This window comes from Marinomonas flavescens (assembly GCF_004352835.1).
Taxonomy (GTDB): Bacteria; Pseudomonadota; Gammaproteobacteria; order Pseudomonadales; family Marinomonadaceae; genus Marinomonas; species Marinomonas flavescens.
In genome coordinates this window covers 1-24,509 of the sequence record NZ_SJSB01000019.1, presented here as the reverse complement: position 1 = coordinate 24,509, position 24,509 = coordinate 1, and the positions used below count along the sequence as shown (strand labels likewise).

The 24,509-nt window shown below is 43.1% G+C and carries 20 protein-coding genes and 4 tRNA genes; 15 read left to right on the top strand and 9 right to left on the bottom strand.

Annotated features, from left to right (window positions below; translation table 11 throughout):
* Nucleotides 1–12 precede the first annotated feature (12 nt).
* Complete coding sequence (gene lgt / locus E0D70_RS15360; protein ID WP_133013158.1) at nucleotides 13–810, top strand: prolipoprotein diacylglyceryl transferase; 798 nt, start codon at nucleotides 13–15, stop codon at nucleotides 808–810.
* Between the two features lie 142 nt (nucleotides 811–952).
* Here the strand turns inward: lgt and E0D70_RS15355 are convergent, their stop codons facing one another.
* On the bottom strand, nucleotides 953–1,804 hold the full coding sequence (locus tag E0D70_RS15355; RefSeq protein ID WP_133013157.1) for a thymidylate synthase: 852 nt from the start codon (nucleotides 1,802–1,804) through the stop codon (nucleotides 953–955).
* Nucleotides 1,805–1,965: 161 nt separating this feature from the next.
* On the opposite strand from E0D70_RS15355, the gene folA reads away from it, so the two are divergent.
* Together folA and E0D70_RS15345 are read left to right on the top strand one after the other, a co-directional pair.
* A complete protein-coding gene (gene folA / locus E0D70_RS15350; protein ID WP_133013156.1) occupies nucleotides 1,966–2,475 on the top strand; it encodes a type 3 dihydrofolate reductase in 510 nt (169 codons plus the stop codon).
* 371 nt (nucleotides 2,476–2,846) lie between these two features.
* Nucleotides 2,847–4,124: a cation:proton antiporter gene (locus E0D70_RS15345; protein ID WP_133013155.1), complete on the top strand. Its 1,278-nt coding sequence runs from the start codon at nucleotides 2,847–2,849 to the stop codon at nucleotides 4,122–4,124.
* 138 nt (nucleotides 4,125–4,262) lie between these two features.
* Here E0D70_RS15345 and E0D70_RS15340 read toward each other — a convergent pair whose 3' ends face one another.
* The 3 genes from E0D70_RS15340 to ilvD form a co-directional block, all read right to left on the bottom strand.
* Nucleotides 4,263–5,495, bottom strand: coding sequence for a sensor domain-containing diguanylate cyclase (locus tag E0D70_RS15340; protein ID WP_133013154.1), 1,233 nt, complete (start codon nucleotides 5,493–5,495; stop codon nucleotides 4,263–4,265).
* 22 nt (nucleotides 5,496–5,517) lie between these two features.
* Nucleotides 5,518–6,360, bottom strand: a complete 843-nt coding sequence (locus E0D70_RS15335) for a 23S rRNA (adenine(2030)-N(6))-methyltransferase RlmJ (RefSeq protein WP_133013153.1) — start codon at nucleotides 6,358–6,360, stop codon at nucleotides 5,518–5,520.
* Nucleotides 6,361–6,436: 76 nt separating this feature from the next.
* Nucleotides 6,437–8,281 (bottom strand): dihydroxy-acid dehydratase, encoded by a 1,845-nt coding sequence (gene ilvD, locus E0D70_RS15330; RefSeq protein WP_133013152.1) that lies wholly within the window; start codon nucleotides 8,279–8,281, stop codon nucleotides 6,437–6,439.
* Between the two features lie 135 nt (nucleotides 8,282–8,416).
* On the opposite strand from ilvD, the gene E0D70_RS15325 reads away from it, so the two are divergent.
* Nucleotides 8,417–9,637: an EAL and HDOD domain-containing protein gene (locus E0D70_RS15325; protein WP_133013151.1), complete on the top strand. Its 1,221-nt coding sequence runs from the start codon at nucleotides 8,417–8,419 to the stop codon at nucleotides 9,635–9,637.
* 519 nt (nucleotides 9,638–10,156) lie between these two features.
* Here E0D70_RS15325 and fdxA read toward each other — a convergent pair.
* Nucleotides 10,157–10,480: a ferredoxin FdxA gene (gene fdxA / locus E0D70_RS15320; protein WP_133013150.1), complete on the bottom strand. Its 324-nt coding sequence runs from the start codon at nucleotides 10,478–10,480 to the stop codon at nucleotides 10,157–10,159.
* Nucleotides 10,481–10,604: 124 nt separating this feature from the next.
* Nucleotides 10,605–13,223, bottom strand: a complete 2,619-nt coding sequence (gene mutS, locus E0D70_RS15315; RefSeq protein ID WP_133013149.1) for a DNA mismatch repair protein MutS — start codon at nucleotides 13,221–13,223, stop codon at nucleotides 10,605–10,607.
* A gap of 79 nt (nucleotides 13,224–13,302) precedes the next feature.
* Here mutS and E0D70_RS15310 point away from each other — a divergent pair, with 79 nt between their 5' ends.
* Nucleotides 13,303–13,803: a CinA family protein gene (locus E0D70_RS15310; protein WP_133013148.1), complete on the top strand. Its 501-nt coding sequence runs from the start codon at nucleotides 13,303–13,305 to the stop codon at nucleotides 13,801–13,803.
* An 88-nt stretch (nucleotides 13,804–13,891) separates the two neighbouring features.
* Nucleotides 13,892–14,944 (top strand): recombinase RecA, encoded by a 1,053-nt coding sequence (recA, locus tag E0D70_RS15305; protein ID WP_207923281.1) that lies wholly within the window; start codon nucleotides 13,892–13,894, stop codon nucleotides 14,942–14,944.
* 104 nt (nucleotides 14,945–15,048) lie between these two features.
* Here the strand turns inward: recA and E0D70_RS15300 are convergent, their stop codons facing one another.
* On the bottom strand, nucleotides 15,049–15,501 hold the full coding sequence (locus E0D70_RS15300) for a regulatory protein RecX (RefSeq protein ID WP_133013147.1): 453 nt from the start codon (nucleotides 15,499–15,501) through the stop codon (nucleotides 15,049–15,051).
* Between the two features lie 200 nt (nucleotides 15,502–15,701).
* On the opposite strand from E0D70_RS15300, the gene E0D70_RS15295 reads away from it, so the two are divergent.
* The 9 genes from E0D70_RS15295 to E0D70_RS15255 all read left to right on the top strand — a co-directional run bounded on the left by E0D70_RS15295 (nucleotide 15,702) and on the right by E0D70_RS15255 (nucleotide 23,087).
* Nucleotides 15,702–16,955, top strand: coding sequence for a D-amino acid dehydrogenase (locus tag E0D70_RS15295; protein ID WP_133013146.1), 1,254 nt, complete (start codon nucleotides 15,702–15,704; stop codon nucleotides 16,953–16,955).
* A gap of 14 nt (nucleotides 16,956–16,969) precedes the next feature.
* Nucleotides 16,970–18,067, top strand: coding sequence for an alanine racemase (alr, locus tag E0D70_RS15290; RefSeq protein WP_133013145.1), 1,098 nt, complete (start codon nucleotides 16,970–16,972; stop codon nucleotides 18,065–18,067).
* Nucleotides 18,068–18,281: 214 nt separating this feature from the next.
* Nucleotides 18,282–20,900, top strand: coding sequence for an alanine--tRNA ligase (gene alaS / locus E0D70_RS15285; protein ID WP_133013144.1), 2,619 nt, complete (start codon nucleotides 18,282–18,284; stop codon nucleotides 20,898–20,900).
* A 47-nt stretch (nucleotides 20,901–20,947) separates the two neighbouring features.
* A complete protein-coding gene (locus tag E0D70_RS15280) occupies nucleotides 20,948–22,189 on the top strand; it encodes an aspartate kinase (RefSeq protein ID WP_133013143.1) in 1,242 nt (413 codons plus the stop codon).
* A gap of 161 nt (nucleotides 22,190–22,350) precedes the next feature.
* Entirely contained in the window at nucleotides 22,351–22,539 is a 189-nt protein-coding gene (csrA, locus tag E0D70_RS15275) for a carbon storage regulator CsrA (RefSeq protein WP_133013142.1), read from the top strand.
* Between the two features lie 58 nt (nucleotides 22,540–22,597).
* Nucleotides 22,598–22,687 (top strand) — tRNA-Ser (locus E0D70_RS15270).
* Nucleotides 22,688–22,745: 58 nt separating this feature from the next.
* Nucleotides 22,746–22,822 (top strand) — tRNA-Arg (locus tag E0D70_RS15265).
* A 58-nt stretch (nucleotides 22,823–22,880) separates the two neighbouring features.
* A tRNA-Arg gene (locus E0D70_RS15260) sits at nucleotides 22,881–22,957 on the top strand.
* A 53-nt stretch (nucleotides 22,958–23,010) separates the two neighbouring features.
* Nucleotides 23,011–23,087, top strand: a tRNA-Arg gene (locus E0D70_RS15255).
* A 116-nt stretch (nucleotides 23,088–23,203) separates the two neighbouring features.
* Here E0D70_RS15255 and E0D70_RS15250 read toward each other — a convergent pair.
* Nucleotides 23,204–24,199 (bottom strand): tRNA dihydrouridine synthase, encoded by a 996-nt coding sequence (locus tag E0D70_RS15250; RefSeq protein WP_240537163.1) that lies wholly within the window; start codon nucleotides 24,197–24,199, stop codon nucleotides 23,204–23,206.
* Nucleotides 24,200–24,238: 39 nt separating this feature from the next.
* Nucleotides 24,239–24,509 (bottom strand): hypothetical protein (locus tag E0D70_RS17595; protein ID WP_207923280.1); only part of this gene is annotated, 271 nt, incomplete at its 5' end.

Sequence of the window (24,509 nt, the reverse complement as noted above, 5' to 3'; positions counted from 1 at the left end):
GTTCTTACCGTTATGATAGCTTATCCAGCGATTGATCCTATCGCGATTTCAATAGGGCCGCTTTCCGTACATTGGTACGGTATTATGTATTTAATTGGTTTTGCCGGTGCGTATTTTTTAGGTGCCTATCGAGCTAAAAAGTCTAATAGTTTATGGACTCAAGAAATGGTCAGCGACATGATTTTCTATGGTGCGCTGGGGGTCATATTAGGTGGCCGTATTGGTTATATTCTTTTTTACCAGTTTCCTGTTTTTATTGAGCACCCACTGGTCATGTTCAAAATCTGGGACGGTGGTATGTCGTTTCATGGTGGCTTGATCGGGGTTATTGTCGCGCTTGCAGTATTTGCGCGACGCTACAATAAACATTTAATTGATGTGACTGATTTCGCCGCACCATTTGTTCCAATTGGTTTAGGTGCTGGGCGTATAGGTAATTTCATTAACGGTGAGTTATGGGGGAAGCCGACCGATGTGCCATGGGCAATGGTTTTTCCAAAAGACCCTCTGCAACTCGCTCGTCATCCATCGCAGCTTTATCAATTCGCCTTAGAAGGCGTCGCATTGTTTTGTATCCTATGGTTCTTTTCGAAAAAGAGTAAGCCTAGATACTGTGTGTCAGGATTGTTTTTACTATGCTATGGCGTGTTTCGAATTATGTCTGAATTTGTGCGTGAGCCGGATCCGCAAATTGGTTATTTAGCTTTTGGTTGGGTAACAGAAGGGCAAGTGCTTTCTCTGCCTATGGTGATTATTGGTATTATGCTGATTGTATTTGGCTTTAAAATGAAAAAGTACCCGAAGACATAAGACCCTAAAAACATAAGTCCCCCTCGTTAATAAAGGGCGACTAGATAAGAATCGCATCAAAAAAGCCAGTTATTGAGAACTGGCTTTTTTGTGTTTAGTGTCGCTAAAAAGTGCCTTGTGTCAGTGATGTGAAGCCGTTTAGCTAGACAGAGAATGGGTAAGCAATCGGTTCGTGGAATTCGTATCCCTCAATAGAGAAGTCATCCATTGTTACCCAGGTTTCAATGTCCTTTAAAGATTTGATGTTTGGGTTAATCTTTAGTGTTGGTAAAGCATATGGCTGGCGTTTTAATTGCACGTCACGCATCAGTTCAAGTTGGTCTTCATAAATGTGAGCATTGACTATTTTATGGAAGGCTTGGCCTGCTTTGTGTCCAGTAATTTGCGCCACAATTGCGAGTAGCACATAGACTTGAACCATGTTGAAATTTAATCCTAATGGCACATCACAGCTGCGTTGTGTGCTATTTAAATAAAGTGTATCGCCAAGTAAAGAAAAGTGATGGCTGTACAAGCAGGGACGAAGGCAGGCCATATGGAATGCCCCAGGATGATAAAAAGTAAGGATCTCTCCGCGGTTATCCACTCCCTTAGTTAAGTCATCAATGATTTGTTTGAGTAGATCAATGTGACCACCGTCTGGTTTAGGGAATGCACGGCCAATGGCGCCATAGCATAACCCCATATCGTCTTTGCCTTTACGGTATGGGTTATTTAGCCAGACGGCGTTGTCATTGGCATTGGCATCCCATGTTTTGGTGCCAAGTGCTCGAAAATCAGCGGCATTATCATAGCCTCTTAAATAGCCAAGGATTTCCGCAATGGCCGACTTCCAATAACTTTTCCGAGTTGTAACAAGTGGGAATTCACCCTTGTTTACATCATAAGTTAGGTCCGCGTTAATTACTGTTAAGCAGCGCTTACCTGTACGTTCGTTTTCTACCCATACGCCTTCATCAACGATACGCTGGCAAAGGTCTAAATATTGTTTCATGAAGAGAGCCCTGTATTTATTGTCTGGCAGCGACTTAAGTCTTTTTAAAAATGCATTATGGGCTGCCATGAGTATAATAGTTTTCATCGATTATATCAGAACCCCTACCTAAGGTGCCGTATTTACGGAATCTCTAGGGGGCTTACTCTAAGGTTTATTCTATGTTGTCTTTAATTGTTGCCATGTCAGCCAACCGAGTCATCGGGATCAATAACTCATTACCTTGGCATCTTCCTAATGATCTTAAATACTTCAAACAAGCAACGATGGGCAAGCCTATTGTTATGGGGCGTAAGACGTTTGAGTCTATTGGTAAGCCATTACCGGGGCGTCGAAATATAGTGATTACTAGAGACCGAGATTATCAAGCTGATGGTATTGATGTGGTGACTTCGCTAGACGCAGCGATTTCATTGGGTGAAGATATTTGTTTGGTTAATGGGCAAGAAGAGGTAATGGTAATAGGCGGTGCCCAAATATATCAATTAGCATTGGAGAAAGCTGATCGTTTATATGTGACTCATGTTGATGCGCAGATTAATGGCGATGCGTATTTTCCAGAAGTGGAATGGCCATCTTTTACGCTGCTCGCTGAAGAAGCATTTGCAGCAGAAGGTCCTAACCCTTATGATTATCGTTTTTCGGTATATCAAAGAACCAGTGCAAAATAATAGAAGAAATTTATTTCTCTTCTTGCGATAATTACCCGCCTTAAAAACGTTTTTTTATTGGACATACAAAATGTGTATTAGTGCAATAATATTTAGAAAATTATGCAGATCGATGTCTCATAAAAATGGTTAAAAGCATTTTCTGTTGTTTACGTTTTTACTGCCTTTTTCTTTTGTTGTTTTTAGTTTAATCGCCTCATTTTACTTTGTGCTTTTTCAGCGAGCTGGGAAAGCATAAAACTAAAAACTTGAGCTTAGCGTTTGCCTTAAACCTAAGCCTACGTATTTCAGATTCTAGGATGGTATTCGTTCAGGGTGCCATCCTTAACCGTTTCAGTTTTAAAATAATGTCTTATTAATTTGGAGAAAAAATGAACTCTTGGTATTTCCTCTGTTTATTATCAGTGGTAGCGATTTTTATCGCCTTCACTAACCAATACATCCTGAAGCTGCAAACGACTATTGCGATTACAACGGGGTCGGTCGTTATTTCTCTTTTGCTGATGATATTAGCCTCGGTCTCTGGTGGTGGTATTACGGCCTCTATCGCACAGGCGGTAGATGGGCTTAACTTTAATATGTTGCTCTTAAAGGGGATGTTAGGTTTTCTTCTTTTCGCTGGCGCATTAGAGATCGACCTTAAGTTGTTACGAAATCAACGTTGGGAAATAGCCATTATGGCATTAGGCTCGACGCTAATTTCCACCATCATTATTGGTTACTTCAGCTACTGGGCATTGGCGTTGTGTGGCTGGGATCTACCTCTTATTTATTGCATGCTTTTTGGTGCTTTAATTAGCCCGACTGACCCTATCGCCGTTCTTGCTATCATCAAAAAAATGAATGCGCCAGATAAAATATCAGTACAAGTAGAAGGCGAGTCGTTATTTAACGATGGTGTTGGTTTGGTTGTTTTCTCAACAATCTTCGCTTTGATTTTTACCGGTCAAGAGCCTAGTTTTGGCGGTGTTGCCGAATTATTTCTAGTCGATGCTGTGGGTGGTATTATTTTTGGTGTGGTACTTGCTCTCGTTGCGCATTGGTTAATTTGCCGTAGTAATGACAGTAGTATCGAATTATTGATCACCTTGTGTATCCCGAGCGCAGGTTATGCGTTAGCTAACTTGTTGGATATTTCTGGGCCTTTGGCTATGGTAGTAAGTGGTATCTTTATAGGGAACGTGACACGTACTGTCGGCTTCTCTGAGCATAGTCAGGAGACGCTTTCGCACTTTTGGCATACCGTTGATGCGTTTCTAAATTCTTTGTTATTTATTCTAATTGGCCTGTTACTAGTCGTTCTTCCAGTAACTTGGACAGAAGCAGCGCTAGGGCTGATGATGGTTCCATTAGTTTTACTGGCACGTTTTATCAGTGTTTCTATACCTTACCTTGGCTTTCGTCGCTTCCGTAAATACGACGCGCATTCAATTAAAATTCTGACATGGGGTGGATTACGCGGTGGCTTGGCTTTGGCCATGGCAGCCTCCATTCCACATGGGAAATTGATCGTAAATGGCGTTGATTACCATACGCTAATGGTCATGATGACGTATGTTGTGGTGATTTTTTCTATTGTGGTTCAAGGGATGACTATCTCACCTATTATTGAGCGTAGTATCGAAGAAGGAGAAAGCGGCCAAGTTTAAGTTTTGGTGCGTTATTCTAATGCGTTGTAGCGCTGCTATTAGCAGTGCATAAAAAGGCGTTTGATTCTCTCGTTTGAATCTCCTTTAATATTGGGAGCTTCATTGAGGAATCAAACGCCTTTTTTTATCTAAACGAGATCAGTTTATAACGATGCGTAGACTTTTTTGTCTGCCGACTTCTAGCGCTTCATTGGCACTTTGTGCTAATTCTTCAATGGTTTCACCATCTTCAGGGAAGGCGGCAATACCAACGCAAAAATCGAGCGGGTCAGACTTTCCATCGATCAGCGCCTTCATTTCATCTTCGGTTGGGTCAATCATATTTTGCAATAAAACTTGGGCATCTTTAACGCTGGTATTAGGTAAAAGAAGTAGTAGCTTGTCTGGCTCGACTCTAGCAAGTACATCGGCCTCTCTCATGTTTTTATAAACGTGGCGAGCAGATGTTTGGATAGCTAAGTTACGAATTTCCATTGGTAATTCGGGCAATCGCCCCGTCGCATCAAGATTTATTTTTGCCATTGTTAATGGCGTGTATTGGCGTTTGGCAAGTCCGAGTTGTTTTTTAAAATGAGTTAATGCCGCCCCACGGTTTAATAAACCGGTGAGTTCGTCAAAAGTGGCTTGATTGCGTAAATGTTCTTCAAGCGCTTTCTGTGAGCTAATGTCTTCGAAGAAACCAATGACTTTCTTGATACTGCCATCGATGTTTTTGGTATAAGTTCTACCACGCTCTTTGACCCACATGTACTCATTATCAGATTTGCGAATGCGATACTCTGCTTCGTAGTAACTTTGACGATGTTTAACATGCTCAGTAACAACCCGATCCAGATTTTTTACATCATCAGGGTGAACGAGTGAGTGCCATTCCTGCGTCGAACGTGGTGTTTTATCTTGTGGCAGGCCAAGTAAGACTGCGATCGACTTTGAACAAGAAATTAGGTCAGAGTCGGTTTCCCAAATCCACAAGCCTGCCGAAGATTCGGTTAACGCAAATTTAAGTAATGTATTTTCTGCGTCGACCAAATCCATGTGATCTGTGTTGTAAACGCAGGCTAGAATGTATTCTCCCATTGGGTGAAATTCTAGTTGTGTATTGACCAGCTTTTTACCAATACGAAGCAGATTTTCACAGCGGTCTATTTGGCCGTTTTGAATTTTTTCACATAATATCTGCCAATCTTTGAGGCTGTTGGCTTCTTCGCTGAGCGTCATCCAAGAGTCGCTAGGCTTTGCATTAAAGCTTTCAAAAAACAGAGCAAAACCTCTGTTAACAGAATGCAGCTTCCCTGTTTCGGTTTCTATAATGAACGCTGGAGTTGGCATGTGTTCGAAAGCCAACTCAAAAGGGTTTTTCGCGGTTTTCATTGCGTCGTTCCTTTTAAACAATTTATTCTGGGGTAATCCAGTTTACTTGATAGCTGGATTGGTCATCTTCCGCTAACAGCTCAGTCAAAACGGGAAGGAACTCATTGGCTTCTTTTTCCAAGGTCCACGGAGGGTTGACAATAATCATACCGCTGCCGGCCATGCCGCGTTCTTTTTCAGTGTCTCTGATGTTCATTTCTAGTAACAAGATATTGCGAATTTTTGTTGCTTGTACGGCTCTTAGTAACTCATTAGCCTGTTGTCGGCCTAGTACAGGATACCAGATGGCATAAGTGCCTTGAGGGAAGCGCTTGTACCCATCCTGTAATGCCTGCACAACATATTGATAATCTTTTTTCACTTCATAGGGCGGGTCCATAAGGACAAAACCGCGCTTTTGAGGTGGTGGTAGCATGGATTTTACCGTGTCAAAGCCATTGTCTTTGACCACGTTGGCTTTGCGCTTATTCGGAAATAAGGCGGCTAGAATAGGGTAGTCGTTTGGGTGCAATTCACAAAGGTGAAGTTTGTCTTTCTGGCGAACGTAATAGTCGACAATTTTTGGGCTGCCAGGATAAAAGGCCAACTTGTTATCTGGGTTCATCTCTCGAACGATGTCGAGTAGTGATTCGATTGCTTCAGGCAAGTCGTCTTCTTCGAGTAAGCGAGCAATGCCGCTTTGGAATTCTTTGTTCTTTTGTGCTTGGGCTGAATCCAGAGGATATTGACCAATGCCTGCGTGCGTATCTAGATAGAAAAAAGGCGCATCCTTTTTAATTAGATGTTTGCAGATCTCACTGACGGTAATGTGTTTTAAAATATCCGCGTGATTGCCAGCGTGATAAATATGGCGATAGCTAAGCATGTCGTTTCCTGTATCCAATGAAAAAAGGCCGCGGCGCCTAAATGACGCTATGCGGCCTTTTGGGTTCTTTTATTGATTATTTAAGCAGATCAAGATCACGCACTGCGCCTTTATCGGCACTGGTCGCAAAATGAGCATACACTTTTAATGATGTGGAGACTTTACGAGGACGCTCTTCAACAGGCTTCCAAGCATCAGCACCTTTAGCATTCATTGTATCACGACGTGTTTGCAGTTCTTCATCGCTAAGAAGAACGTTGATCGTGCGGTTTGGAATGTCGATACGAATAATGTCGCCGCTCTCTACCAAACCAATAGCGCCACCGGCAGCGGCTTCTGGTGAAACATGTCCGATAGACAAACCAGACGTACCGCCAGAGAAGCGACCATCGGTTAATAGCGCACAAGCTTTGCCTAAGCCTTTTGATTTAATGTAAGACGTTGGGTAGAGCATTTCTTGCATACCTGGGCCGCCTTTTGGTCCTTCATAGCGTACGATAACCACTTCGCCTGATTTTACTTTGTCATCAAGGATGTTTTTAACCGCTTCATCTTGAGATTCGGTGATGTGGGCAGGACCTTCAAATACAAGGCATGACTCATCAACACCGGCACTTTTCACTACGCAACCATCTAGCGCGATGTTACCGTAAAGCACGGCCAAACCGCCTTCCAGTGAAAAAGCGTGTTCAATAGAGCGGATACAGCCTTCAGCGCGATCGCCATCAAGTGATGGCCAACGAGTAGACTGGCTAAAAGCTGTTTGTGTTGGTATGCCTGCAGGACCTGCTTTGTAAAACTCGATGACTTCAGGCGTTGGAGAGCGCATGATATCCCACGTTTTTAATGCTTCAAGTAGAGTGTCAGAATGAACCGTGTGACATTGGTTATGCAACAGCCCTGCGCGATCAAGCTCGCCTAACAAGGCAAAAATGCCGCCGGCACGATGCACGTCTTCTACGTGGTATTTAGGAGAGTTTGGTGCCACTTTACATAGCTGAGGAACACGACGCGACAAGCGGTCGATGTCTTCCATGGTAAAATCGACTTCCGCTTCACGGGCAAGCGCCAATAAGTGAAGAATCGTATTGGTAGATCCGCCCATGGCAATGTCGAGTGTCATGGCGTTTTCAAAGGCTTCAAAAGTCGCAATAGCACGAGGCGCCCATTGTGGCTCATCGTTGTCGTAGAAGCGTTTGGTGATATCAACAATGCGACGGCCTGCTTCTAGGAATAGGCGGTGACGGTCAGAGTGAGTAGCAAGTGTTGTGCCGTTACCTGGTAAGCTTAAGCCAAGGGCTTCGGTTAAACAGTTCATTGAGTTGGCGGTAAACATGCCAGAACAAGAACCACAGGTTGGGCAGGCAGAACGCTCGTATTCTTCGACTTTTTCGTCTGAAGCGGTAGGGTCTGCTGCAATTACCATGGCATCAACCAAATCCAGTTTGTTTTCTGATAATTTGGTTTTACCGGCTTCCATTGGACCACCGGAGACAAAAATTACTGGGATGTTTAGGCGCATTGCAGCCATTAGCATTCCAGGGGTGATTTTGTCACAGTTGGAGATACAAACTAACGCATCGGCACAGTGAGCATTAACCATGTATTCAACTGAGTCGGCAATTAAGTCGCGAGAAGGTAAACTGTAAAGCATACCGTCGTGGCCCATTGCAATGCCATCATCGACGGCGATGGTGTTGAATTCTTTGGCTACGCCGCCAGCTTCTTCGATTTCTCGACAAACGAGCTGACCAAGGTCTTTAAGATGTACGTGACCTGGCACAAACTGAGTAAAAGAGTTTGCGACGGCAATAATTGGTTTATGAAAGTCATCGTCTTTCATACCAGTTGCGCGCCATAAAGCACGCGCGCCGGCCATATTACGACCTGAAGTAGTTGTTTTTGAGCGATATGCTGGCATTGTTGTCCCCACAGAATTTTTTGCATTATATAGACGCTCATGTTAACAAGTTTATCGTCTATGCCCAATGGCAATTTTCAGTGAACTGGGCACAGATTAAGAAAGTTATTTATTGAAAGGAGAGAAGTAAAAGACATGGACAGCCCTTTAGATCAGATTCACAGTACGGTGGTGTTGGCTAGGCAACCCATTGTTGATACGACCCTTGCGCCAATGGGATACGAGTTACTTTACCGTAAATCGAACGATGCATTAGATGCAGAGTTCCCTGATGCTGTAGGTGCAACGGCACAAGTGATTGCTGCTAGTTTGTTTGAATTGGGACTGTCGAATTTAGTCGGAACTAAGAAAGCCTTCATTAATTTCTCTAGAGCTTATTTGCTCAACCCTAGTGGTGTGCCGCTTGATCCAAAAACGGTTGTGATTGAGGTATTAGAAGACTCAGGTTTTGACCCTATCCTGTTGGCGGCGTTACGTCGCTGGAAAAAAGCGGGTTATACCCTTGCCTTGGACGACTTTGTATTTGATATCAAGTCAGTCCCATTTATTGAGTTAGCGGATTACATAAAATTAGATATGTTGGCGTTAGGCCAAGATGGTTTTTATCAGCAAGTAGAAGCCTTGCGAGGTTTTGATATAAAGATTGTCGCTGAGAAAGTGGAAACATGGGAAGAATATCAGTTTTGTCGTCTATTAGGGGTGGAATGCTTCCAAGGGTATTTTTTTGAAAAGCCTGAAATAATCTCAAGCAAATCATCAAAAGTAAATAGCATGACCTTGCTTCAGCTTATGGCGGCTTTACTACAAACCTCAAACCAAAGTGTGGATGAGCTAGAGCGACTTGTGAGTCAAGATGCCGGCTTGGTTCATAAATTACTGCGTTTTCTAAATTCCCCTATAACAGGGTTGGTTGCTTCTATTGATACTGTTCGTCTTGCCATTACTTTGATCGGCACAGAAAAGCTTAAAGCGCTGATTAATCTTTTATTAATGTCAGAAATGACTGGCGATCGTCATGTGCTTTTGCAAAGCATTATGATCCGCGCTAAGCATGCTGAGTTGCTGGCAAAGCATCGCGGTTATGACAACGCGGATAAATATTTTTTGGCGGGTATGTTGTCTATGATGGGGGTGTGTGTTGGTGCTCAATTGGATGAGGTATTAAGTGAATTACCACTCCCTAATGAATTTATCAATGCTATTGTCCATCGCTCTGGTCGTGTAGGAAAAACCTTAGATCTTGTTGAGCATTATGGATCTGAGCAAAAGGCCATAGATAATGAGGATCAGAATGATCTTTCTCAAACCTATCTTGGTGCGATTAAATGGGCTGATGATTTTGTTACTTATATTTAATTTTTTTGTAAGCCAAATCTGACAATACTGTAGGGATTTTCCTTTTGTTATGTAGTAAAAGGCCCTAAAAAACACAAATACAACGCTATCTTTATGATATTTAAAGATAAAACACATGCCTCTCTGTTTTTCCTCTTACTTGTTATTTCCTTATTTAATGGTAAATTGAATGCATCCAAAGGGAATTCAAGGAAGAATGACACAGGAAGTACACTTAGTAGGACGCTAAGTGAATAAATGGCAAGAGCTAGGATGTTCTTAACTATTAATGGGTTAAACGGATTTGATAATAGCCCAATGGAATGTGTTAAATTAACATGGAATAGTTGGTCGCTTCAGGATGAAGTGAGTATGGATGTTAACTCAATGGATGAGTCGTTTAACAGGATGTAAAGCGATAATGGGTGGCTTAGGCCGCCCTTTTTTTGTGCTTGAGTTTTTACCGTATTTCTCTGTGTTTTTGAAATAAAAAAAGCGACATAAATGCCGCTTTTATATGGTTAATAATAAAATGAATTATTAACGTTCTAAGTATTCAAGTTTGTCTTCAACGCCATCCCAGGTTGCTGCATCAGGCATTGCTTCTTTCTTTTCTGCAATGTTTGGCCAAATCAAAGCAAGATCCTGATTCAACTCAACAAAAACTTCTTGATCTTCAGGAAGCTCATCTTCAGAAAAAATGGCATTTGCTGGACATTCAGGTTCGCAGAGAGCGCAATCAATACACTCATCGGGATTGATGACCAAAAAATTAGGGCCTTCGTAAAAACAGTCTACAGGGCAGACTTCAACGCAGTCAGTGTATTTACAGCGAATGCAGTTATCGGTAACGATGAAAGCCATTCGACTTCTCCTTACAAGCTATTAAGTATAATTATGCGCTATTTTAGAGGCATAGGCGGTGTTGCATCAAGCAGCAATCGCTTATCCTCTACATTTATCTGATCTTAGCTTATTCAAACTTTTCTCAAAATTCAGATTTCAACCGATACAATTCGTTAATGGCTTGTTGCGGTGTCATGTTATCTAGGTCTAATTCACTTAGCGCTTCTTTCAATGCGTTTTGATCAGCTTGGGCAAATAGATCCGGTTGCAGTGGTGAATAAGCGGCCTTAGTTTCTTTTACTTTTACCTGTGGCGTTATCTCAGGAGTCGTCTCGGTATCTACGCCCGTGGTGACTTCTAGTTGAATGAGCTTTTGTTTTGCATGGCTGATGACGTTTCTTGGAACACCTGCGAGCTGCGCAACTTGTAAGCCATACGATTGACTTGCTGGCCCTGGATGAACCTTATGAAGAAAAACGATTTCATCTTCATACTCGGTTGCTGTTAAGTGAACGTTAGCGGCATTGTCGAGTTGTTCTGCTAGTGTCGTTAATTCGAAGTAATGTGTGGCAAATAGTACGTAGCACTTTAAGTGATTAGCAAGATAGTCAACGGCCGCCCATGCTAGCGATAAACCGTCGAAGGTACTGGTGCCGCGACCTACTTCATCCATTAATACCAAGCTCTGTTTGCTGGCATTGTTGAGGATGTTGGCAGTTTCTGTCATTTCTACCATAAAGGTAGAGCGGCCACCTGCCAAGTCATCTGAAGAGCCCATACGGGTGAAAATACGATCAACCACAGAGATCGAAGCGCTTTCAGCGGGAACAAAAGATCCTGTGTGTGCTAAAAGAGCAATCAAGGCAATTTGTCGCATATAGGTCGATTTACCGCCCATGTTAGGACCTGTGATCATCAACAGAGAGCGCTTTTCATGCATGTCCAAATCATTTGGAACAAAAGGATCTGAAATAACCGCTTCAACCACAGGATGACGACCACCTTGGATCTGAATGCCTCCACGGTTGTGCAGTTCTGGGCAAGCTAGGTTCAAGGTGTCTGCGCGTTCACTAAAGGTGTTTAGGACATCTAATTGAGCCAATGCTTGGCTTGTCGTTTGTAATTCAGTAAGTGATCCATTTAGCTGGTCGAGCAGGTCTTCGTATAGTTCTTTTTCACGCGCAAGGGATTTGGATTTGGCACTTAATGCTTTGTCTTCGAAGGTTTTTAGTTCAGGCGTAATGAAGCGTTCTGCATTTTTTAGTGTTTGGCGACGAATGTATTCCACAGGCGCTTGGTCTGAATGTAAACGACTAATTTCAATGTAGTAGCCATGAACCCGATTGAAGCCCACTTTGAGAGAGCTGATTCCGGTGCGTTCTTTTTCGCTGCGTTCCATTTCAGCTAAATAGTCGGTGGCGTTGGTAGAAAGAGACAGTAGTTCGTCTAATTCTTCGTCATAACCTTTAGCAAAAACGCCACCATCACGTACCACTGAAGGTGGGTTTTCCACCAGAGCGCGGATGAGTGTGTTGGTCATGTCGGGTTGAGCAATAATACGAGCGTTTAACTGCGCTAGTCGCTCAGCTTGCGCAGGGGCAAGAAGCTGATTAATTTCTGGCACGGCTTCTAAAGCCAACCTCAACCTGAGTAAATCACGCGGACGGGCGGATCGAAGGGCTACGCGCGACAGAATACGTTCAAGGTCACCAATTTTTTTAAGAGGACTTTCTAATGTGCTGTATAAATGTTGGTTTTTCAATTCGCCAACAGCCTGCTGGCGAGCTTGAATCTCATCAAGGTCTCTTATTGGCGTGTGTAACCAGCGTTTTAGCAAACGACTGCCCATAGGAGTGGCGCATTCATCCAATACACTGATCAGTGTGTTGCTTGTGCCGCCACCAAGATTAACGTCGATTTCCAAATTGCGTCGAGTGGCGCCGTCAATCAGTACGGAATCGTCTTTGTGCTCGACCGTGATCGATTGAATGTGTGGTAACGCAGAGCGCTGTGTGTCCTTCGCGTATTGCAATAGTGCACCAGCTGACGCCACTGCTGCCGTTAGTGCCTCACAGCCAAATCCCGATAGGTCTTTGGTATTGAATTGTTGGATCAGTTGGCGGTAGCTGGATTCATAGTCAAAATGCCAAGGACCAAGCTCGGATACACCTTTTTCTAGATTGATGATTTTGCGCGCGGGAAAGTCTTCAGAAATGAGGATTTCTCTCGGTGTTAGGCGTTGTAGCTCGCTAGCGAGGGCATCATATCCATCCACTTCAAAGACGCAAAAGCGTCCACTGGCCATGTCGAGATAAGAGAAGCCAAAAACATCTAGGCCTTTTCTGTTTTGATGGGCGATGGATAGTAAAAGGTTTTCGCGTTTTTCTTCTAAATAGGCTTCGTCACTGATAGTGCCGGGGGTCACAATACGTGCCACTTGGCGCTCAACAGGACCTTTGCTCGTGGCAGGGTCGCCAATTTGTTCCACGACCACCACAGACTCACCAAGTCGAACCAAACGAGCGATGTAGTTCTCTGCTGCATGGAATGGAATGCCCGCCATTGGAATGGGTTGACCAGCAGAGGATCCGCGTGCTGTTAAGGTGATATCGAGCAATTGCGATGCGCGCTTTGCATCGTCATAGAATAGCTCATAAAAATCACCCATCCGATAAAATAGTAATTGCTTAGGGTGCTGAGACTTTAAACTAAAGTATTGGCGCATCATGGGCGTGTGATTGTCTGGTGACGTTTTACTCATGCGGTTTGCTCGATTGTGATCTAAAAATAAGAGCGCTATTCTACGGGAAATTGAATCAGGATTTAAGGTGTGAAATAACATGAGTCGAATACAAGAAATGACGCAGGCGGCACGGCACGCTAGTGATGCGTTACAACGCTGTGATTGGCAGCTGGTAACAGCAGAATCCTGTACTGGTGGATTGATTGGTGCTGTATGTACGGAGCTGGCAGGCAGCTCGGCTTGGTTTTTTGGAGGCGTGATCAGCTACGCTAATGCAGCGAAAGAAAACGCGTTGTCTGTACAGCGCAGCACCTTAGAAAGCGAAGGCGCGGTATCGGCCATGACGGTAAAGGAAATGTGTACGGGCGCGTTGTTATTAGGGGGAGATGTCGCTGTTGCCGTCAGTGGTGTGGCTGGGCCGTCGGGAGGCTCTGAAGAAAAGCCTGTTGGCTGTGTGTATATTGGTTGGAAAATAAAAGATCAGGAAGCTGAAGCGGTGCGTTTTCAATTTTCTGGTGACCGCCAAAGTATTCGAGAGGCCACTGTGATTGCAGCCTTAGATGGAGTGGCAGAAAGGATTTTGCAGCGTAAAAAATAATACTGTTTTTATATACAGTATTTCTTGAGATTCTGAAAAAAAAACGCTAGAGTTACTCACAACGAAAATTAGCCACAAGGATTCCACTATGTCATCTATTGCAGACAATAAGAAAAAGGCGCTAGACGCAGCGCTGTCTCAAATCGAGCGTCAATTTGGTAAAGGCGCCATCATGAAGATGGGCGAAGGTGCTAAGCTCGATATTGATACGGTTTCTACTGGATCGTTAGGTCTGGATATTGCGCTAGGTGCTGGTGGACTTCCTTATGGTCGTATTTGTGAAATCTACGGTCCAGAGTCCTCAGGTAAAACAACATTAACGCTAAGTGTCATTGCAGAAGCTCAGAAACAAGGCAAAACTTGTGCGTTTATCGATGCCGAGCATGCTCTTGATCCTTCTTATGCGGAAAAGTTAGGCGTGAACATCGCTGATCTTTTGATCTCTCAGCCAGATACGGGTGAGCAAGCGCTTGAAATCGTAGATATGTTGGTTCGTTCAAACAGTGTTGACGTAATCATTATCGACTCTGTAGCCGCCTTGGTTCCTAAGTCAGAAATTGAAGGCGAAATGGGTAGCTCTTCTGTTGGTGTTCAAGCACGCTTATTGTCACAAGCGATGCGTAAACTAACGGGCTCAATCAAAAATGCCAATTGCCTAGTGATCTTTATTAACCAAATTCGTATGAAAATTGGTGTGATGTTTGGTTCACCAGAAACAACGACTGGTGGTAACGCACTGAAATTCTATTCTTCTGTTCGCTTGGATATTCGTCGTATCGGATCGGTTAAGCAGGGTGAAGAAGTGATTGGTAACGAAACGCGAGTTAAAGTGGTTAAAAATAAGATCGCCCCTCCGTTCAAACAAGCAGAATTCCAAATTCACTACGGTGCGGGTATTTACCGTATGGGTGAGATTATTGATTTGGGTGTGAAGCAAGGTTTTGTTGATAAAGCCGGTGCTTGGTATGCCTACGCAGGCAATAAAATAGGCCAAGGTAAAGCGAATGCTGCTCAGTTTTTAGCGGATAATCCAGACATAGCTAAGGAAATTGAAGGTAAGGTTCGTGAGGACTTGCTGCCTAAAAAAGAATTACCTGGCGAGAAAAAAGAAGTAGATGCAGAAGACGCTGTAGAAGATTAATCAGTTCTATTATTAATCTGGACGTGTTTTCGAAACAAGCAGGCTTTGATAAAGCCTGTTTTTTTGTTTATAGGGAAGCGTGAGGGAGAGGTTAAGTGCTCGTTTTACTGTTCGTTATCAGGTTCAAGTGCGTATTTGATTTGATCAAAATTGAAGCCTCGATATTGTAGATAGCGTATTTGTTTGCCCTTTTCTTTAAAGTCTTTGTATTTACTCTCGCCAAACTTTCTCTCTTTTAGTTCTTTTGCCAGTTCAAACCAGTCAGCCCCACTGTCTTGGATCGCTTGATTTGCCTGCTCATCCATAATGCCTTTTTGTTTTAATTCTTGTTTTATTCTTAGTGCGCCTAGCGGCTTATTTATTCGACTGCGCACAAATATTTCTGCAAAGCGTGGATCATTAAGATAGTTAATTTCGAGCAGAGATTGGATGGTTGTCGTGATGTCTTCTTCTGTATGTCCGCGTTGCTTTAGCTTGGTTTGCATTTCTTTAATTGAGTGTTCGCGCCCGCCTAGTAGAATCAATGCGTGGTCCATTGTCGAAGGTGTTTTATACATTGATTTTTTTCTCTTGGTTTGATGTTTTCTTATTTTAGCATTTATTAGATGACTAACGACCTTCTTTTTCTTTATAAATCTCTAGATAATAACAATTAAGTAGTTATATAAACCTTATATCGTTAATAAATAAGATGAACAAACTACATATCTTATGAAAGAATGCCCATATCGACTTTGATTATTTTAGGTGTATTTGTATGCAAGCTTGTGTATTGGGTGCTGGTGTAGTTGGGCTGACTTCGGCCTATTTTTTGGCCAAAAAAGGTTATCAGGTAACAGTGATAGATCGTCAACCTGGAGTTGCATTGGAAACAAGTTTTGCAAATGCAGGACAAATCTCTCCTGGCTATTCTGCGCCATGGGCTGCGCCAGGTGTGCCATTAAAAGCCATTAAGTGGTTAATGCAAAAACATTCTCCTTTTCGAATTAGTCCTGAACCAGAAATGAAGAAACTTATTTGGATGGGGCAAATGCTGTCTAACTGTACAGAAAAAGCCTATGACGTGAATAAGTCTCGTATGATGGCCTTGGCAGAATACAGTCGCGATCAATTCGTAGCGATGCGTAAAGACATTGGTATTAAGTACGATGATGGTCAAGGTGGTACTACTCAATTGTTCCGTAAGGATGCACAAGTAGAAGCGTCAGCAAAAGACATTAAAGTATTAGAGGCGCTTAATGTTGCTCATCAGGTACTAACTCCAGCACAAATTTTAGAAGTGGAGCCAGGATTGGCACCCGTAATTGATCAGTTTAAAGGCGGACTTCGCCTTATCGGTGATGAAACTGGCGATTGTTTTATGTTTTGTCAGGAGCTGAAAAAGCACTGTGATGAATTGGGTGTTGTTTTTAAATTCAATACTTCGATTGATAAATTAGTTGTGGAAGGTGGAAAAATTCGTGCCGTTAAAACAGATCAAGGTGATTTAGAGTTTGATCAGGTTTTAGTTTGTCTGGGCAGCTATTCAAAAGAATTATTAAAAGTAATTGATATCTCTATTCCAGTTTACCCTGTGAAAGGCTATTCCTTGACAGTACCTATCTCGGATAATCGTTTTGCTCCAACATCGACAGTAATGGATGAGACTTATAAAGTCGCTGTTACTCGTTTAGGCGGACGTATTCGTGCCGCTGGAACAGCAGAATTGAATGGTTTTAATTTAGATTTGCCAAAAACACGAACTGAAACGATTACTCATGTAGTGCGCGAGTTGTTTGGACAAGGTTGTGAATTGTCTGACGCTGAGTACTGGACAGGTTTACGACCAAATACGCCAGATGGTACGCCGGTTGTTGGTGCGAGTGGTGTGCAGGGGCTTTACCTAAATACCGGTCACGGCACATTAGGTTGGACCATGAGTTGCGGTTCAGCTGCAGTGATTGCCGATATTATGGCAGGCGATAAGACTGAAATTGACTCTCAAGATTTATCTGCAAAACGTTACAAATAATTAAGGATCATAAGATGGCTAGGCCACTTACGGCGACGATTGATTTAGATGCGATTCTGAACAATTATCGTTATGCAAAAAAACTTCAGCCTACATCAAAGGCATTTGCGGTTGTTAAAAGTAATGCTTATGGCCACGGGGCTGTTAAGGTTTCTTTATTTTTAGATGAAGAAGTGGATGCCTTTGCGGTTGCGGCGATTGAAGAAGCGTTGGCGCTTCGAGAAGCCGGTGTTAAATCGCCCATTATGTTACTTGAAGGTGTGTTTGAGGCCGATGAATGGGCTTTGTGTGAGCAACATGGCTTCTGGGCAGCATTAGAAAATAAACAGCAGTTGTCTGAGTTGCTAAGCAGTGATGTAAAAATCGAAAAGATTTTTGTAAAACTTGACACAGGCATGCACCGTTTAGGTGTCGACATGGACGGCGCTAATGATTTTGTTGCTCAATTAAGAGCTTCAGGTCAAGTGGGTGAAGTATTGTTGATGACGCACTTTGCTTGTGCTGATGATTTATCCGATTCCGCAACAATGGATCAGCTAGCTTATTTCGAAAAAACACGCCAATTAATTGGTGGTATCGAAGCAAGTGTGGCGAATTCTGCTGCTGTTATGAAATGGAGTGTACCTGAAGGTGGTTGGATTCGTCCTGGAATCATGCTTTACGGTATTTCGCCTTTCGCAGAAGTGGATGGACGCCAGCTTGGGTTGAAGCCTGCCATGACACTGTCTTCCAAAGTCATGTCAGTTCGCTCTCTTAAAAAAGGCGATACAGTTGGTTATGGTTATGGTTATGAAGCATCAGAAGATCATGTGCTGGCAACTGTAGCCGCTGGTTATGGTGATGGTTATCCACGACATGCGAAAGAAGAAACGCCGTTGCAGATTGCTGGTCAGTCTGCATGTTTAGCGGGTCGTGTTTCTATGGATATGATTACTGTAAGAATGACAGACTTCAACTTGCGTCCTGAAATGGGTCAAGAAGTAGTGCTTTGGGGTGGTGAAGTGCCCGTTGAGCAGGTGGCTGATTATGCCGGAACTATCGGTTATGAATTGGTAACCCGAATGACTTCTCGTCCTAAATATCGTTATATAAATAGCGACATATCTAAGTAGTCCTACTGAGCAAAAGTGTCTTTTTATCAATGAAAGACGCTTTTGCTTAAGTTTTGTGCAAAATAAGCTTAAAATCTCCTCGGTTTCTTTTGAAAACACCTATCCTTTGCGTGTACTATTTTGTGCTTTTCATTGCACTGAATGAACTTTTCTTATAGACCATTCACGCATTTCAATTCGCCAGACAAATTAAGAGATAGAGACTCATCCAATTATGAAGAGTTCTGAGTTACGCCAATCATTTTTATCGTATTTTGAAAGTAAGCAGCACCAGATTGTAGAATCGAGCTCGTTGATCCCTGGAAATGATCCGACCTTGTTATTTACCAACGCTGGTATGGTCCAATTTAAAGACGTTTTCCTTGGTGATGATGTTCGCCCCTACACACGAGCGACGACTTCTCAGCGTTGTGTACGTGCCGGTGGCAAGCATAACGACCTTGAAAACGTAGGTTATACCGCGCGACACCATACCTTTTTCGAGATGCTGGGTAACTTTAGTTTCGGCGATTACTTTAAAAAAGAAGCGATTAGCTATGCTTGGGAATTCCTAACAGAGATTCTTAAACTGCCAAAAGAGAAACTGCTTGTTACTGTCTATGCAGACGACGATGAGGCCTTCGATTACTGGAATAAAGTCATTGGTTTGCCGGAAGAGAAGATCATTCGTATTGGTGACAATAAAGGTGGTCGTTACCAATCTGATAATTTCTGGGCGATGGGTGATACCGGCCCTTGCGGCCCTTGTTCTGAAGTCTTTTATGATCATGGTGAGCATATTTGGGGTGGGCCTCCAGGTTCTCCTGAAGAAGATGGCGATCGTTTTATTGAGATCTGGAACGTTGTATTCATGCAATTTAATCGTTCCGCAGATGGCACTATGGCGCCATTGCCGAAACCATCAGTTGATACTGGTATGGGGCTAGAGCGCATTGCGGCGATTTTACAAGGCGTTCACAGTAACTACGAAATTGATTTGTTCCAAAATTTGATCGCCGCCTCTGCAAAAGCGGTTGGCACAGATGATCTTTCTTCTAAATCTTTGCAAGTTATTGCTGACCATATCCGCTCATGTTCTTTTATGATCGTTGATGGTGTTATTCCTTCTAATGAAGGTCGTGGTTATGTGCTGCGTCGTATTATTCGTCGTGCTATTCGTCACGGTAATAAACTTGGCCAAAGTGGCGTGTTTTTCCACACCTTGGTAGACGCGCTTGATAAAGAGATGGGCGATGCCTATCCAGAGCTGCGCAAACTTAAAGAGCGTGTTGCTTCTATTTTGTTGAAAGAAGAAGAACAGTTTGCAAAAACGCTAGACCAAGGTATGAAAATCTTGGAAGACGCGATTGCTAACCTTGGTGATGCGAAAGTGATTCCAGGTGAAACTGTTTTCAAATTGTACGATACCTTCGGCTTTCCAGCAGATTTGACTAATGATGTTGCGCGTGAAAATGGCTTAGAAATTGATGATGCTGGCTTTGATGCCGCGATGGAAGCCCAGCGTGCACGAGCTCGCTCGGCGAGCAACTTTACAATGGACATGTCTGGCAGTGTGCAGCTAGATGCGGTGACCGAATTTACGGGCTACGACCAGCTTGCAGGTCAGTGTGAAGTCGACGTTATTTTGGTCGATGGAGAATCTGTTAATACGGTTGAAGCGGGTCAGTCTGCCGTGATCGTATTAAAAACAACGCCTTTCTATGCCGAATCGGGTGGTCAGGTTGGCGATCAAGGTTGGTTACGTGGTCCAGCCGCATTTAAGGTCTCTAATACAACTAAATTGGCTAAAGCGCACCTTCACCATGGTGAAGTAAAAGAAGGTCGTTTATCTGTGGGTGATAAAATCACCGCAGAAGTGGATCGTTCCTTACGTAACGCGACGACGTTGAACCATTCGGCAACACACTTAATGCACGAAGCATTGCGACGAGTGTTGGGTGATCATGTTACTCAAAAAGGCTCCTTGGTAGACTCGGAGCGTTTGCGTTTTGACTTCTCTCATTTTGAGGGCGTCACCGCGGTTGAAATTGAACAAATCGAAGACATAGTAAATGAGCAGATTCGTTTAAATCGTCCGGTTGAAACAGATATCATGGATGTTGAGTCGGCAAAAGCGAAAGGTGCAATGGCTTTGTTTGGTGAGAAGTACGATGCAGAAGTGCGTGTTCTGACCATGGGTTCTGACTATTCTATTGAGTTGTGTGGCGGAACGCATGTTAAGCGTACCGGCGATATTGGCTTGTTCAAAATTCTTGTTGAGAATGGTATCGCTGCCGGCGTTCGTCGTATTGAAGCGGTAACAGGTAAGGCAGCTATTGACTCAACTCGTCATTTTGAATCAATACTTTTGAATGTTGCGACTCTTGTTAAAGGTAGCAAAGAAAATGCACTAGACAAGGTAGCTGCATTAAATGATCACGCCCGAGCATTGCAAAAAGAGCTTGATGTATTAAAGGGTAAAATGGCGGCTTTAGCTGGTGCAGATTTGGCTTCTCAGGCTGTCGATATTAATGGCGGTAAGCTATTGGTCGCTCAGGTAGACGTTAATGACCCTAAAGAGTTGCGTGATTTACTGGATGAGCTGAAAAGTAAGCTGGAATCGGCAGTGGTACTACTTGCTTCAATAAATGATGGCAAAGTAAGTTTGATTGCAGGTGTCACTAAAGAGTTAACGAAGAAAGTGAAAGCGGGTGACTTGATTAAGATGGTTGCGCCTTTGGTAGATGGTAAAGGTGGTGGCCGTCCTGATATGGCTCAAGCGGGTGGTAACAATCCTGACGCCTTAGCCGGTGCTCTTGCTTTAGTCCCTGACTGGGTTTCTGAAAGAGTGTAAGAAATATCTGCCCTGTTTGGGCTATTTATGTGGGTAAATAAAAGACTATGGCGTTGTTAGTTCAAAAATACGGAGGCACTTCAGTAGGCACAATAGAGCGTATTGAGGCGGTTGCAGATAGGGTGCATAAGCATAAGCAGCAAGGCGATGATATTGTGGTTGTTGTCTCTGCGATGAGTGGTGAAACGAATCGTCTGATCGAGCTTGCAAAAAGCATTCAATCGACGCCTAGTGCAAGAGAGATGGATGTATTGCTCTCGACTGGTGAACAAGTGACCATAGCGCTGCTGTCTATGGCTTTGATGAAGCGAGGGCTAGATGCTCGCTCCTATACTGGGTCACAGGTTCGCATCACTACTGATAACGCTCATGGTAAGGCGCGTATTCAAGAGATTGATACAGAAGCTATGAGGTCTGATTTAGACGCTGGACGCGTTATCGTTGTGGCTGGTTTTCAAGGTGCGGATCAATTTGGCAATATCACGACATTGGGGCGAGGTGGTTCTGATACGACAGGTGTTGCACTTGCTGCTGCGCTAAAAGCCGATGAGTGTCAAATTTATACCGATGTAGATGGCGTTTACACAACAGATCCTAGAGTGGTGGACAGCGCTCGACGATTGGATAAGATCACTTTTGAAGAAATGCTCGAAATGGCGAGTCTGGGGTCTAAGGTTTTGCAGATTCGCGCGGTCGAGTTTGCAGGTAAATACCAAGTGCCACTTAGGGTGTTGTCTAGTTTTATTGAGGGTGAAGGTACATTGATTACGACAGAAGAAAATAAAAATATGGAGCAACCAGCCGTTTCTGGTATCGCATTTAATCGTGATGAAGCCAAGCTAACATTAAAAGGGGTGCCAGACATTCCTGGGATCGCTGCCCGTATTTTGGGTCCGATCAGTGATGCAAACATTGAAGTGGATATGATTGTGCAGAATGTCTCTGCGGATGGCACAACAGATTTCACCTTTACGGCGCATCGCAATGATTATGATAAAGCATTGCTGATATTAGAAGGTATTGAGGGTGAGTTGGGCGCTCGCACAATCATTACGAATTCAAAAATAGCTAAAGTCTCTATTGTTGGTGTTGGTATGCGATCCCATGCCGGTGTAGCCAGTACTATGTTTCGAGCGTTAGCAAAGGAGTCTATTAATATTCAGCTTATCTCAACCTCTGAAATTAAAGTCTCTGTTATCATCGATGAGAAATACATGGAGTTAGCGGTACGAGCATTGCATTCTGCGTTTAAATTGAGTGATAGTGCGGCAGGTATTAGCGAAGTGTAACATTTTGTCACATCTTGGTGACAAATTGGTCTCAATATAACCGCAAAGTTGGGATGGCTTAATATAGATCTAAAAGTTACAATTCTTTTTGTAGGATTTGGCCTACAAGGTTCGTAGGCCAAATCTAGAAAATTATAAGGGAATAACAGGGAGAAAATATTATGCTTATTCTTACTCGCCGTGTTGGTGAAGCGTTGATGGTTGGTGATGAAGTATCTGTCACTGTTCTAGGTGTTAAGGGTAATCAAGTTCGTATTGGTATCAATGCCCCTAAAGATGTCTCTGTACATCGTGAAGAAATTTACCTTCGCATTAAGAAAGAACAAAGCGAACAAGATTTAGAAGAATAAATTTCGAAAAAAGGGTTTACAAAACAATTAAGGTGTTTATAATACGCCGCACTTGTTTGGAGAGTTGGCCGAGTGGCTGAAGGCGCGCCCCTGCTAAGGGTGTATGGGTTAACACTCATCTAGGGTTCGAATCCCTAACTCTCCGCCATTTCAAGTTGTCTTTTGAAAAGCTATCCTTTTTTAAAAGATAAGATAATTTATAGTGAGCACCCGTAGCTCAGCTGGATAGAGTACTCGGCTACGAACCGAGCGGTCAGAGGTTCGAATCCTCTCGGGTGCACCATTATAAAGAAAGTAATTTAAAGCTATCCTTTTAAATTTCTTTAGTTAAAAAGTTTTGAGCACCCGTAGCTCAGCTGGATAGAGTACTCGGCTACGAACCGAGCGGTCAGAGGTTCGAATCCTCTCGGGTGCACCATTACTAAAAAGTGTTTAAAGATTTCTTCTTTAAGTTCTTTGAAAAACGATTGAGCACCCGTAGCTCAGCTGGATAGAGTACTCGGCTACGAACCGAGCGGTCAGAGGTTCGAATCCTCTCGGGTGCACCATTCTTCAATTCCTTTTTTATTTCCTTATAAGTTTTTCATATATAAAATTTTCTTCTCTAAATAATTTACTTTTTCTTATTCTTATTCTATTTCTGATTTCCAAAACATCCTTGTTTTTAAAAAAACTCATTCAGTCTTTCTATCAGTTCATTTGTGCTACTGCTTCTTCTTAGTGTCTGTAAGTGCTCTTTGATTGTTGGATATTCGAATCGAAGATGGCCACACCATTGTTTTAGTCTTCCTAAACTTGCTACTTCATCGTAGTGTTCTTTAAGTTGTTTGCAGTAACTATTGAATAAATTAAGTAGGGCATCATTAGTGGTGGTTTGCTCTACGTCATTAAGTTGCGCTCTTATTTGTTTGAAAACAAAGGGATTATTTAGAGAGCCTCTGCCAATCATAAAGTGTTGGCATCCGGTAATGGCCTTGCAGCGCAATAAAGAGTCTGCATTGGTTATGTCTCCATTAGCAACGACCGTCATTTTAGTGCGATCTTGAATCAAGCCAATTTTTTCCCATCGTGCAGGTGGCTTGTAGCCGTCTTTCTTCGTTCGACCATGTATTGTCAATGTGCCAACACCTGCACTTTCAATAGCGGCGACATTGTCCAGCAGTAATTCTTCATTTTCATAGCCTAGGCGTATTTTTGCGGACAAAGGGATATTTTCTGGCAATTGTTTTCGAATGTTGCTCATGATGTCATATAGCGCATCCGGTGTTTGCAATAATACTGAGCCGCCACCGTGGCCATTAACACGTTTTGCAGGGCAACCAAAATTCACGTCTATGTGTGTGGCTCCAGATTGCACTGCATTAAAGGCGCTTTCTCCCATCAGTTCGGCATTGCTACCTAGCAGTTGAGTATGTACTGGGTGATTGTGTTTGGTTTTCGCTTGATGGGCGTTTTCTGGTACAAGGCGCTTAAAGGTGTGAGCGGGTATGGCGTATTGGGTGACACGAATAAACTCTGAGACAAGATAGTCCATGCCGCCTACTTCAGATAGTAGATTGCGCATGGTGTGATCCATGACGCCTTCCATTGGTGCGACTGCGATTGTTGTTTTGTCTATTGGGTTTGAATTGGAAGAGGGGGTGATAAGGAGTTGAGTCACTATTGATATGCCATGGATTGTTGGATAAAAGAGGTGAGTTTACCTCAGCTGTCTAATTGGATGTAAGAAGAAAACGATTCGGTTCTGCTTTATTGGTTGGTAAATGATCAAAAAGTCGATTTTTTGTTGGTTAATTGACCTATCTATCGTTTCTTTTAAATTAATCGCGATAAATGTTAATTTTTCTCGAAAAAGGGTTGCACTAAATCTGTAGATCCTTAATATACGCCCTCGCTGACACGGACAACGCTTCACAACAACGAAGACGATGTCTAGCTTACTAAGTAAGCCAACACGGTCAGCACGCTCT

Excerpts from the sequence above, each read along its gene's own strand:
- alr (WP_133013145.1), top strand. The coding sequence starts at position 16,970 with ATGGCTAGGCCACTTACGGCGACGATTGATTTAGATGCGATTCTGAAC.
- E0D70_RS15325 (WP_133013151.1), top strand. The coding sequence starts at position 8,417 with ATGGACAGCCCTTTAGATCAGATTCACAGTACGGTGGTGTTGGCTAGG.
- alaS (WP_133013144.1), top strand. The coding sequence starts at position 18,282 with ATGAAGAGTTCTGAGTTACGCCAATCATTTTTATCGTATTTTGAAAGT.
- E0D70_RS15335 (WP_133013153.1), bottom strand. The coding sequence starts at position 6,360 with ATGCTTAGCTATCGCCATATTTATCACGCTGGCAATCACGCGGATATT.
- E0D70_RS15340 (WP_133013154.1), bottom strand. The coding sequence starts at position 5,495 with ATGAAAACCGCGAAAAACCCTTTTGAGTTGGCTTTCGAACACATGCCA.
- recA (WP_207923281.1), top strand. The coding sequence starts at position 13,892 with ATGTCATCTATTGCAGACAATAAGAAAAAGGCGCTAGACGCAGCGCTG.
- E0D70_RS15295 (WP_133013146.1), top strand. The coding sequence starts at position 15,702 with ATGCAAGCTTGTGTATTGGGTGCTGGTGTAGTTGGGCTGACTTCGGCC.
- E0D70_RS15280 (WP_133013143.1), top strand. The coding sequence starts at position 20,948 with ATGGCGTTGTTAGTTCAAAAATACGGAGGCACTTCAGTAGGCACAATA.
- E0D70_RS15310 (WP_133013148.1), top strand. The coding sequence starts at position 13,303 with ATGAGTCGAATACAAGAAATGACGCAGGCGGCACGGCACGCTAGTGAT.
- lgt (WP_133013158.1), top strand. The coding sequence starts at position 13 with ATGATAGCTTATCCAGCGATTGATCCTATCGCGATTTCAATAGGGCCG.
- ilvD (WP_133013152.1), bottom strand. The coding sequence starts at position 8,281 with ATGCCAGCATATCGCTCAAAAACAACTACTTCAGGTCGTAATATGGCC.
- csrA (WP_133013142.1), top strand. The coding sequence starts at position 22,351 with ATGCTTATTCTTACTCGCCGTGTTGGTGAAGCGTTGATGGTTGGTGAT.
- E0D70_RS15300 (WP_133013147.1), bottom strand. The coding sequence starts at position 15,501 with ATGTATAAAACACCTTCGACAATGGACCACGCATTGATTCTACTAGGC.
- fdxA (WP_133013150.1), bottom strand. The coding sequence starts at position 10,480 with ATGGCTTTCATCGTTACCGATAACTGCATTCGCTGTAAATACACTGAC.
- E0D70_RS15355 (WP_133013157.1), bottom strand. The coding sequence starts at position 1,804 with ATGAAACAATATTTAGACCTTTGCCAGCGTATCGTTGATGAAGGCGTA.
- folA (WP_133013156.1), top strand. The coding sequence starts at position 1,966 with ATGTTGTCTTTAATTGTTGCCATGTCAGCCAACCGAGTCATCGGGATC.
- mutS (WP_133013149.1), bottom strand. The coding sequence starts at position 13,223 with ATGAGTAAAACGTCACCAGACAATCACACGCCCATGATGCGCCAATAC.
- E0D70_RS15345 (WP_133013155.1), top strand. The coding sequence starts at position 2,847 with ATGAACTCTTGGTATTTCCTCTGTTTATTATCAGTGGTAGCGATTTTT.